A 9,878-nucleotide genomic window follows, 5' to 3' on the forward strand; every position below is an offset into this window, starting at 1 on the left:
GTAAAAATTAATTCAACCACTTCTTGAAAATTAAAACTCCGTTGGTACCGCCAAAACCGAAGGAATTGGACAGAGCATATTTAATATCTTTCTCTCGCGCCTGGTTGGGCACATAATCCAAGTCACACAGAGGATCCGGGGTTGTGTGGTTTATGGTAGGCGGAAGAATGCCGTGTTTTAATGCCATGAGAGAAAAAATCGCTTCGACCCCTCCTGCCGCGCCTAAAAGGTGTCCGGTCATGGATTTCGTTGAACTGACAGCCAACTTATGGACATCTTTACCAAATACGCTTTTAATCGCCGTGGTTTCAGTCGCATCTGCGGCGGTAGAGGTTCCATGAGCGTTGACATAACCGATGTCCTCCTTGTTGATGCCACCGTTTTTTATAGCCAGTTCCATGCAGCGGGCAGCGCCCTTCCCTTCTGGATCGGTCGCGGTGATATGATACGCATCGCTGTTGAGTCCGTAACCTGCGATCTCACCGTAAATTTTTGCGCCTCTTTTCTTAGCGGCTTCTAATTCTTCTAAGATAACAACACCACAGCCTTCTCCCATCACAAATCCATCGCGGTCACGCTCGAAGGGACGGCTGGCGCCTTGCGGATCCTCATTGCGGGTGGAAAGTGCTTTGGCCGCACTGAACCCTCCCACTCCAAGAGGGGTGATGACGGATTCCGTTCCTCCGGCAATCATGACATCCACGTCCCCATACTGTATCATTCTAGCGGCCTCACCGATGGAATGGGTTCCAGTGGCACAAGCCGTCACAATACATGTGTTGGGCCCTTTGGTGCCAAAATGGATCGAAATCTGGCCAGAAGCCAGGTTGGAGATCAACATGGGAATGAAAAATGGGGTGATTTTTTTTACCCCTTTTTCTTTGTAGATATCGTGGTACTTCTCGATGGCAGGCAAACCACACATTCCGACCCCGACAAGAACTCCGATTCTTTCTGAGTTTTCTTCCGTGACTTCGAAACCCGAGTCCGCCATGGCCTCTTGGCTACAGACCAGGGCATAATGGATAAAGGTATCCATTTTCTTTACATCTTTATGATTGATGTAATCCTCAGGGTCGAAACCCTTGACCTCGCCGGCAATCTTGACGGGAAAAGATTCCGTATCAAACTTGGTGATCAGACCCACGCCTGATTTCCCCTCGGTCACCGCCGCCCAGTTTTTCTCAAGCCCAATTCCCAAAGGGGAGATGATCCCAATCCCAGTCACTACAACGCGTTTTTTCATGAGGCCAAATAAATTAGAATTGATTAAATCAGTTGGTGTGGTTTTTTATATAATCAATGGCATTCTTAACGGAGGCGATTTTTTCCGCTTCCTCATCAGGAATCTCGATATCAAATTCCTCTTCAAGAGCCATCACTAACTCGACGGTATCCAGGGAATCGGCCCCAAGATCATCAATAAACGATGCATCCAGGGAAACTTGTTTTTCATCCACACCTAATTGGTCAACAATTATCTCTTTAACTTTATCTTCAACTGACATAACGTTAAAACTCCTAAAAATTATTACATCAACATGCCGCCATTGACATTTATAACCTGACCGGTAATATAACTAGCCCGGTCGGACACAAGAAACCCTACACAACGTGCTACGTCCTGGGGCAACCCCAATCTTGCCAGGGGGATTTGATTGATGAGTTCCTGTTTCACTTTTTCATCAAGCACCCTGGTCATTTCGGTATCAATAAAACCCGGAGCCACCGCGTTCGCTCTTATCCCGCGGGCAGCAGATTCGCGGGCAGTGGTTTTGGTCAACCCGATCAATCCAGCTTTGGAAGCGGAATAATTCGCCTGACCAAAATTCCCCATCACACCCACTATGGAAGCAATATTAACAATGGCTCCCTGTTTTGCCTTCATCATTTGCTTAACCGCCTGCTGACTGCAAAGAAAACTTCCTTTAAGGTTTATGGACAGAACCAGATCCCAGTCGGCTTCCTTCATTCGCACCATCAAGCCATCGCGGGTGATGCCCGCATTGTTTACCAGAATATCCAAAGGTTTGTGCTCCTTGGTAATGGAAGCAAAAACCTCCTGGACTTCATGGGCATTGGAAACATCCAACCGGACCGCCGATGCTTTCCCACCGGTTTTTATAATTTCATCAGCGGATTTCTGCGCACCTTCCAGATTCACATCACCAAGAATAACATGAGCTCCCTGGCTCGCAAGTTCTTCTCCAATCGTCAGCCCGATTCCCTGAGCCCCACCTGTGATCAAAGCCAACCGATCTTTAAGTTCCATTAATTCATCCTGCGCGTTTAATCATTTTTTTTAAGGGCGGAAACGGTTTCTTCTAAAGAACGGATGTCATTCACCTGATAGCATTTAATATTTTTATCAAATCGCCGCATCAACCCTGAGAGAACTTTTCCTGGACCCAATTCAATCACCGTATGAATCCCTTGGTCGGTGATGGTTTTCATGGTCTCAGCCCATCTCACAGGGCTACAAACCTGCTGTCTTAAAGACTCTTTTGCTTCAGCGCCTTTTGAGTTGGGTTTTGCCTCGACGTTGGTGATAACCGGAAAGGACAGGTCTTGAAATTCAGTTTTTTCAAGCTCTTGTTGCAGTTTGATTTCGGCCGGTTTCATCAAGGGGCAATGAAAGGGGGCGCTGACGGGCAATAGCACTGCTTTTTTTGCGCCCGCTTCTTTTGCCTCATGGCACACGTTTTCCACAGCCTCCTTATGCCCGGCAATAACTGTTTGTTCGGGGCTGTTCAGATTGGCCGCTTGAACCAGCTGACCATTTTGGCTGGCCTTTTCACAGAGCTCGCGAATTTGATTCACTGGCAGGCCAATGATTGCGGCCATCGCTCCGACACCAATGGGAACCGCCTCTTGCATGAATCGTCCGCGAAGAGAAACTAACCGAACGGCATCCCTAAAACTGATGGCCCCGGCTGCGACCAAAGCTGAGTATTCCCCCAAACTATGCCCCGCCGCAAGTACGCAATCTATATCATGTTCCCTTAGCATTTTCAAGGCTATTATACTGTGTACAAGGATGGCAGGTTGAGTGTTTTCGGTGAGCGTCAACGTCTCATCAGGGCCATTGAAACAAATGGATTTTAAATCTTTCCGCAAAACTTCATTGGCTTCTTCATACATCTTCCGGGCTTCGGGCATTGAATCATAAAAATTCTGACCCATCCCCACGAATTGAGATCCCTGCCCAGGAAAAACAAATGCTATACCTACCATCGAATCACCGCCGCTCCCCAAGTCAAACCCGACCCAACCACCATCATTAACATTAAACACCCAGGTTGGATGCGTCCCAACTCTTTCGCCTCATTAATTGCTATCGGAATCGAAGCCGCCGACGTATTTCCATATTTATGGATATTCATAAAAACTTTTTCCGCTGGAATTTGCAGTTTTTCTGTGACCGCGTCGATGATTCTTTTGTTCGCCTGATGGGGAATTACGAGGTCAACATCCTCTTTACTGAGGCCGTTATACTCCAATGCTTCCAGGCAAACTGCGGTCATGCGTTTTACAGCCTCCTTAAAGGTCGCGCCTCCCGCCATTTTGATGAAAAAATGATCCTGGGTGCCGTTCTCTCCGCAAGCCTGGGAACGACCGATAACTTTTGGGACTTCAATCAGATTCGACAAATTTCCGTCTGAATAAATGTGCGACGATAAGACTCCACAAGGCTCGGACCCTGCTTTACGACTGACCACCACGGCCCCTGCCCCATCTCCGAAAAGAACACAGGTGTTGCGGTCCGTCCAATCGACTATCCGGGAATTGACTTCGCTCCCTACCACCAGAATGTGCTGGTAACGCCCGCTCTTGATATATTGTTCGGCAATGGAAAGCCCGTAAACGAACCCGGAGCAAACCGCCGAGACATCAAACGCTGCCGATTTGCTGGCTCCAAGTTCCTTTTGTACAAAGCAGGCTGTGGCGGGAAAAAGAAGGTCCGGCGTGGAGGTGCAAACAATGATCACATTAAGATCATCAGCTTCCAAACCAGCGGCCTTCAGTGCCTTTCGTGCGGCATGAGCGGCAAGCACCGATGCCGATTCGCTTTCATGAGCGATTCTTCTTTCGCTGATACCCGTACGGGTGCGGATCCATTCATCGGAGGTATCCAGTGTTTTTTCCAGATCCTGATTGGTCAACACCTTCTCTGGAAGGTAAGAACCTGTTCCGGTTATAATGGCCCGGTACAATAAATTTTCAGGCATCGGGGGTTTTATTATTTTGTTTTGGGTTTTGAATCTGACGATTCCGAATTACTTGCAGAAGGTTCGATCGGTTTTTCTGATGAAGCAGAATTGTTTTCAGAAGCGTCAACCGGTTCTGATGTAGAGGCATTATTTGCCTTGTCAATTTCTCCTTCTTCACCAAAGGCCATGGTCTTGATTTGTTTCCAGATTCCCTTTTTGTTACGCTCTTCAAGATTGAACTCTATATCGTCTTGAATATGTTGATTGACTTTTTTCTCGATCAATTCCTGAGCTCTGATGATGGCGTTTTTGATTGCCTTGGGAGAAGAGCTTCCGTGGGCAATAATGCACACGCCGTTGATACCTAAAAGTGGAGCGCCCCCGGTTTCTGAATGATCGACCTTTTTTTTGAATTCGGCCAAATGCGGTTTTATAAAAAAATAGCCCAACTTACTGGCCCAATTGGTTTGAAAAAGGCGCTTTAAGTTGGTGCCAATCATTTCCGCCAGGCTTTCGCTGATCTTGAGCGCCACATTGCCGGTGAACCCGTCACAGACGATAACATCGGCGTTGCCTCGGTATACTTCCTTGCCTTCCACATTGCCAATGAAGTTGATATGGCTTTTCTTCAACATCTGAAAAACTTCTTTGGTGATTTCGTTGCCTTTGCCATCTTCCTCGCCAATGCTCAACAAACCGACACCGGGATCTTCTTTACCAAGAACATATTTCGCGTAAACATGGCCCATGATGGCAAACTGAAATAATTGGGAAGTTTTACAATCCACGTTGGCTCCGGCATCCAATAAAATGGACGTGCCTTTCAGGGTGGGAAGGCGAACGGCAATCGCCGGTCGGTCCACTCCTTTTAACGGACGTAGGATGACGGTGCAGTAGGCAAGAACAGCGCCTGTATTTCCAGCGCTGACAAAGGCATCGGCCTCCCCGTTTTTAACCAGGTCGATCCCGATTTTCATGGACGATTTCTTTTTGCTCCGCAATGCCTTGGCGGGAACTTCGTGCATTTCAACCACTTCTTCAGCATGAACGACACGAATGGGCAAGCTTGTATGATCCTCGAATTTATCCAGTTCGGCCTGAACTTTATCGGCCAATCCAGTGAGGATGATTTCTACACCAAACTCCCTCGCGGCAAGGACGGCTCCTTCCACAATAGCCCCTGGTGCATGATCGCCCCCCATTGCATCGACAACGATTTTCATTTTGTTTGGATGCTCCCTGTACAATATCGGATGCGAATCAACTGAGGAAAATATTACTAATTTGCCGGGGCAATGAAGTCGTAAGGAAAACTAATCTCAATAAATTGAAGACTGCCAACAGCTCTTATGATTTCATTGATCATTGAACACAAATGAATCAGGAATGGTTTTTTCGGGACCGGGCGAATTAAACCGCCTCTATGGACATGATTTCTTTTCCCTTATAATACCCGCAGTGCATGCAAATGTGGTGCGGCCGCTTATTTTCATGGCATTGCGAACATTCCCCAAAGGAGGGAAAATCGAGTTTGTCGTGCGAGCGGCGATGGCCCCGTCTGGATTTCGATGTCTTCTTCTTAGGTACAGGCATTATTTCTCCTTAAATCACTTAAGCTTGTCTTTTAAAGTTTTTAAAATGTCCAACCTGGGATCAATCGACGATTCATTGCCGCAACCACACGCTCCCAGATTTAAATTTTCCCCACAATCAGGGCACAACCCCTTGCAATCTTTCTCACACAAACAAATCTGCGGCACTTCCAACAATATCTGGTCGCAAACCGATTGGGTGATGTCCACCCTGCCATCGTCGTAATATTCAATCTCAATGTCGGAAGCGTCCAGCTCTACTTCCGCATGTTCTTTATCGGGTTCGGACTGTGGGACATAACGCGCAGTCACCATACATTTAACCGGAAACTTAAAAGGTTCCAGGCAACGGGTGCATGTTACGAACAGCTCCGTCCGTATCTCCCCGGACAAATAAACATCGACGCCACTTTTGCGCAGGGTTCCTACAACTTCTATATCAGTGACTAAAGAGCACTCCGGATGAGCGGCCTCAAAGTCTTCTTTTTTCTCCCGTTGCGTGAACTCTAAAGCTTCACCCCTAAGATCATCAATGGCAAAATACATAGATACAATCAAACCTAACCCAATAACGCTTTACATATCCGTAGTTTCAACGGGAGGATATTTAGAGCGATGTTAGCTTCAATTAAAAACCCAGTCAAGAAAAATGTAAGGTCCGAATGGCCACTCATGCCCTGGGATGAAATCGATCGTGCACTTCCCGCATTCTTTCCTCCAGAATATGGGTGTAAATCTGGGTGGTGGAAATATCCGCATGCCCAAGCATCTCCTGAACAGAGCGCAAATCGGCTCCTCCCTCCAGCAGATGGGTTGCAAAAGCGTGCCTTAACGTGTGCGGAGAGATGCTGGCGCTGATATTGGCTTTCAGGGCATAGGCTTTGAGGATTTTCCAGAACCCTTGCCGAGTCATTTTACTGCCGCGCCGGGTGAGGAACAGCTCGTGGGCCGTGTTTCCCTTAAGAAAGAGCCGCCTGGCCATTAAAAGATAGTCTTGCACCGCCTCCTGAGCGACGGAACCGATGGGAACCACCCTCTCCTTCGAGCCTTTTCCCAGCGACCGAAGAAACCCGACCTCAAGGTCAACATCGTCCAGCTTCAGGGAAACCAATTCGGAAACCCGAAGGCCCGTGGCATAAAGAATCTCCAGCATGGCTTTATCGCGAACGCCAAACAGGGTTTTCGGGTCGGGAGCCGCCAGTAGCGCTTCCACGTCAACGAGAGAAAGAAACCCCGGCAACTTGCGCCATATTCTGGGCGATTCCATTATTTCAGCCGGATTGTCTTTGAGATGATCCTCATCGCATAAAAATTTAAAAAACGATTTCAGCGAGGATAAATAGCGGGCGGTGGATCGGGAGTCCTGCCCCTCTTCCCGGCAATTCAAAAGAAATTCGCGGATATGAGTGGAATCCACCGTCGCCAGGGGCAAATCTCCGATGAAGGCGATGAAACAGGAAATATCCCGGCCATAGGCCTCCACCGTATTCGGCGAATGGCGTTTCTCGATTTTCAGGAAATCCGTGTATTCTTTGAGGATGGGGGACATAAACTTTTGAAACCGTTAGTAATTGAAGCTTCGATATTATACTGGCTATCAATAGTAAATGCTATTTTTTTAATGGGATAGTATAAGGCTTAGGGGGAAGCTACTCAATCAAAGGTAGGTGTATTCCTTTTATATCTATATCAACTTGTTCAAATCGACATTTATACCGGCCTGTTTGATTTCATGAGCCAGCGCAAATTTCCACGCTCCAGCGTCATCCATCGGCGTAAAAACCACACCTTGATAATCCGACGGAATTTCGACATCTCCTATCAAAACCATTCTTCAAAACTATATTATACTCAGTAACTTACCCACCGCTAAAATTCTGTATTGGGAAAATCCCCTTTTTCTGTTATCCTATGTGGCGATAGGTCCATCCTGATTTATTGCTGACACCCATTAAAAATCAGCAGGTTTCTCTGCTGTATGTGTCTTTTCCCACCCTGAAGCCATTATTTCCAACTTCATGTTTTTGTGAGAAAAAAGGAGGCTGGAGTTTTTCTTAGGGCCTTGGGCGATATAAATAATAATAACAACCAGTTTCAACACTCTGAGAAGCCACTTGGAATGAAGCTAATTGAAGTAAAGGAAATCTGTAGATTATGAGTCAAGATAAGATTCGCAATGTAGGTATCATCGCCCACGTCGATCACGGCAAAACCACGCTGGTTGATACTCTGTTACGGCAGAGCGGCATGTTTCGCGACAATGAAGTCACGGGCGACTTGATCATGGACAGCAATGAGCTGGAACGTGAGCGCGGAATCACCATTTTCTCCAAAAATGCGTCCATCCGTTACAAGGGCTACAAGATCAATATCGTGGACACTCCTGGGCATGCGGACTTTGGCGGCGAGGTCGAACGTATCTTGAAAATGGTCAACGGGGTTCTGCTTCTGGTAGATGCGGTCGAGGGTCCGATGCCGCAAACCCGCTTTGTTCTCAAAAAATCGCTCGATCTGGGGCTGCGTCCGATTGTGGTGGTAAATAAAATTGATCGGGAAGGCGCCGATCCTGAAAGGGTCGTCAATCAGGTCTTCGATTTATTCGTGAGCTTGAATGCCACTGATGAGCAGTTGGACTTTTCCATCATCTACACTTCCGCCAAGAAGGGAATTTCCCGGCTGCAACCCAACGATCCGGACCAGGACATGAAACCTGTGCTGGACCTCATCGTTGATAAAGTCGGTGAAGAGCATGGCGATCCTGCCGGTTCTTTCCAGATGCTGGTGTCCTCGATTGATTACAACGATTATCTGGGACGAATCGCTATTGGAAAAATAACCCGCGGGTGCGTCAATCTGAAAAACAGTTACACCTTGATCAAACGATCGGGGGACATGGAACAATTCAGGATTTCCAAGTTGTTGACTTTCGAAGGCCTGCAAAAAGTTGAGTCAGCCAGCGCCATCATGGGGGACATTGTTGGAATCGCCGGGATGAAAGAGGTTGATATCGGTGAAACCATAGCGGACTCTGCCAATCCGGAGGCGCTTCCTGTCATTGAAATCGATGAACCGACGCTTTCAATCAATTTTATGGCCAACACCTCGCCTTTCGCTGGCAAGGAAGGCAAATTCGTAACTTCCCGGCAATTGCGGGACCGCTTGTTCAGGGAGGTCAAATCCAATGTCTCTTTGAGGGTTGCTGTGACGGATGTGCAGGATACCTTTAAAGTTTCAGGCAGAGGCGAATTGCATCTGACCATTCTCATTGAAACCATGCGCCGCGAGGGTTACGAGTTTTCCATTTCCCGACCGGAAGTGGTCATGAAGATAGAAGACGGGAAAAAACTGGAACCTGAAGAATTTGTCACCCTGGATATGGAAGAAGCCTATATGGGAACCGTTATGGAATCTATGGGCAAGAGAAAAAGTTCTCTGAAAAATATGATTCAGGTGGGAGACGGTTCGTTGCGGCTGGAGTTTGTTGTGCCTACTCGCGGGTTGTTCGGTTTCGGCTCGGAATTTCTGACGCTGACCAAGGGAACGGGAATCATTAATCGGAATTTCCACAATTATATTCCTTACTGCGGTGAAATCGCTTCAAGAATCAGTGGCGCTCTGATATCCCTGGAAACAGGCAAGACCACCGCTTTCTCCCTGTTCAACCTGCAGGAGCGGGGAAGCTTGATGGTGGGCCCAGGACAGCAGGTCTATGCGGGTCAGCTCGTGGGTGAAAACAGCAGGGACAACGATCTTGTCGTTAACGTCTGCAAGGAAAAAAAGTTGACCAACATGCGGGCTTCGGGGTCGGATGTGAATGTCATCCTCACACCTCCAAGAAATTTGAGCCTGGAGCAAATACTCGGTTTTCTTAATGAGGACGAGCTGGCGGAAATCACTCCCCTGAGTATCCGCTTGCGAAAAAGATTTTTGAATGAGAATGACAGGAAACGCAATTCCCGATCGGGCTCAGCCTCTGTGGGCTGAGGCGGGCCATCTGAATATCTGTAGGGCACCTCTAAAAATTAGTTTATTACGGGAAATCGAACATTGCACAAGAATTTCTTATATCGGTGGC

11 protein-coding genes are annotated in these 9,878 nt (G+C 47.5%); 1 reads left to right on the plus strand and 10 read right to left on the minus strand.

Going from position 1 to position 9,878, the window contains the following annotated elements; translation table 11 throughout:
• Positions 1–7 precede the first annotated feature (7 nt).
• The 10 genes from fabF to O3C58_01385 all read right to left on the minus strand — a co-directional run bounded on the left by fabF (position 8) and on the right by O3C58_01385 (position 7,634).
• Positions 8–1,246 carry a beta-ketoacyl-ACP synthase II gene (fabF, locus tag O3C58_01340; GenBank protein ID MDA0690507.1) on the minus strand — a complete coding sequence of 413 codons (1,239 nt, stop codon included), beginning with the start codon at positions 1,244–1,246 and terminating at the stop codon, positions 8–10.
• 28 nt (positions 1,247–1,274) lie between these two features.
• Positions 1,275–1,508 carry an acyl carrier protein gene (acpP, locus tag O3C58_01345; protein MDA0690508.1) on the minus strand — a complete coding sequence of 78 codons (234 nt, stop codon included), beginning with the start codon at positions 1,506–1,508 and terminating at the stop codon, positions 1,275–1,277.
• A gap of 23 nt (positions 1,509–1,531) precedes the next feature.
• A complete protein-coding gene (gene fabG / locus O3C58_01350; protein MDA0690509.1) occupies positions 1,532–2,272 on the minus strand; it encodes a 3-oxoacyl-[acyl-carrier-protein] reductase in 741 nt (246 codons plus the stop codon).
• A 17-nt stretch (positions 2,273–2,289) separates the two neighbouring features.
• Positions 2,290–3,234, minus strand: coding sequence for an ACP S-malonyltransferase (fabD, locus tag O3C58_01355; GenBank protein MDA0690510.1), 945 nt, complete (start codon positions 3,232–3,234; stop codon positions 2,290–2,292).
• On the minus strand, positions 3,228–4,229 hold the full coding sequence (locus O3C58_01360) for a ketoacyl-ACP synthase III (GenBank protein MDA0690511.1): 1,002 nt from the start codon (positions 4,227–4,229) through the stop codon (positions 3,228–3,230). The genes fabD and O3C58_01360 overlap by 7 nt, the downstream gene beginning before the upstream one ends.
• A gap of 11 nt (positions 4,230–4,240) precedes the next feature.
• Positions 4,241–5,434, minus strand: a complete 1,194-nt coding sequence (plsX, locus tag O3C58_01365; protein ID MDA0690512.1) for a phosphate acyltransferase PlsX — start codon at positions 5,432–5,434, stop codon at positions 4,241–4,243.
• A 187-nt stretch (positions 5,435–5,621) separates the two neighbouring features.
• Positions 5,622–5,804: a 50S ribosomal protein L32 gene (gene rpmF / locus O3C58_01370; protein MDA0690513.1), complete on the minus strand. Its 183-nt coding sequence runs from the start codon at positions 5,802–5,804 to the stop codon at positions 5,622–5,624.
• A gap of 14 nt (positions 5,805–5,818) precedes the next feature.
• On the minus strand, positions 5,819–6,361 hold the full coding sequence (locus O3C58_01375; protein MDA0690514.1) for a DUF177 domain-containing protein: 543 nt from the start codon (positions 6,359–6,361) through the stop codon (positions 5,819–5,821).
• A 112-nt stretch (positions 6,362–6,473) separates the two neighbouring features.
• Positions 6,474–7,352, minus strand: a complete 879-nt coding sequence (gene xerD / locus O3C58_01380) for a site-specific tyrosine recombinase XerD (GenBank protein ID MDA0690515.1) — start codon at positions 7,350–7,352, stop codon at positions 6,474–6,476.
• Positions 7,353–7,487: 135 nt separating this feature from the next.
• Positions 7,488–7,634 (minus strand): hypothetical protein, encoded by a 147-nt coding sequence (locus O3C58_01385; protein MDA0690516.1) that lies wholly within the window; start codon positions 7,632–7,634, stop codon positions 7,488–7,490.
• 323 nt (positions 7,635–7,957) lie between these two features.
• Here O3C58_01385 and typA point away from each other — a divergent pair, with 323 nt between their 5' ends.
• Complete coding sequence (gene typA / locus O3C58_01390; protein MDA0690517.1) at positions 7,958–9,787, plus strand: translational GTPase TypA; 1,830 nt, start codon at positions 7,958–7,960, stop codon at positions 9,785–9,787.
• Positions 9,788–9,878: the final 91 nt, after the last annotated feature.

This window comes from Nitrospinota bacterium (genome assembly GCA_027619975.1).
In the GTDB taxonomy this organism is placed as follows: Bacteria; Nitrospinota; Nitrospinia; order Nitrospinales; family VA-1; genus JADFGI01.

Coding starts and splice junctions, on each gene's coding strand:
- O3C58_01360 (MDA0690511.1), bottom strand. CDS start 4,229: ATGCCTGAAAATTTATTGTACCGGGCCATTATAACCGGAACAGGTTCT.
- acpP (MDA0690508.1), bottom strand. CDS start 1,508: ATGTCAGTTGAAGATAAAGTTAAAGAGATAATTGTTGACCAATTAGGT.
- rpmF (MDA0690513.1), bottom strand. CDS start 5,804: ATGCCTGTACCTAAGAAGAAGACATCGAAATCCAGACGGGGCCATCGC.
- xerD (MDA0690515.1), bottom strand. CDS start 7,352: ATGTCCCCCATCCTCAAAGAATACACGGATTTCCTGAAAATCGAGAAA.
- fabD (MDA0690510.1), bottom strand. CDS start 3,234: ATGGTAGGTATAGCATTTGTTTTTCCTGGGCAGGGATCTCAATTCGTG.
- fabG (MDA0690509.1), bottom strand. CDS start 2,272: ATGGAACTTAAAGATCGGTTGGCTTTGATCACAGGTGGGGCTCAGGGA.
- fabF (MDA0690507.1), bottom strand. CDS start 1,246: ATGAAAAAACGCGTTGTAGTGACTGGGATTGGGATCATCTCCCCTTTG.
- plsX (MDA0690512.1), bottom strand. CDS start 5,434: ATGAAAATCGTTGTCGATGCAATGGGGGGCGATCATGCACCAGGGGCT.
- typA (MDA0690517.1), top strand. CDS start 7,958: ATGAGTCAAGATAAGATTCGCAATGTAGGTATCATCGCCCACGTCGAT.
- O3C58_01385 (MDA0690516.1), bottom strand. CDS start 7,634: ATGGTTTTGATAGGAGATGTCGAAATTCCGTCGGATTATCAAGGTGTG.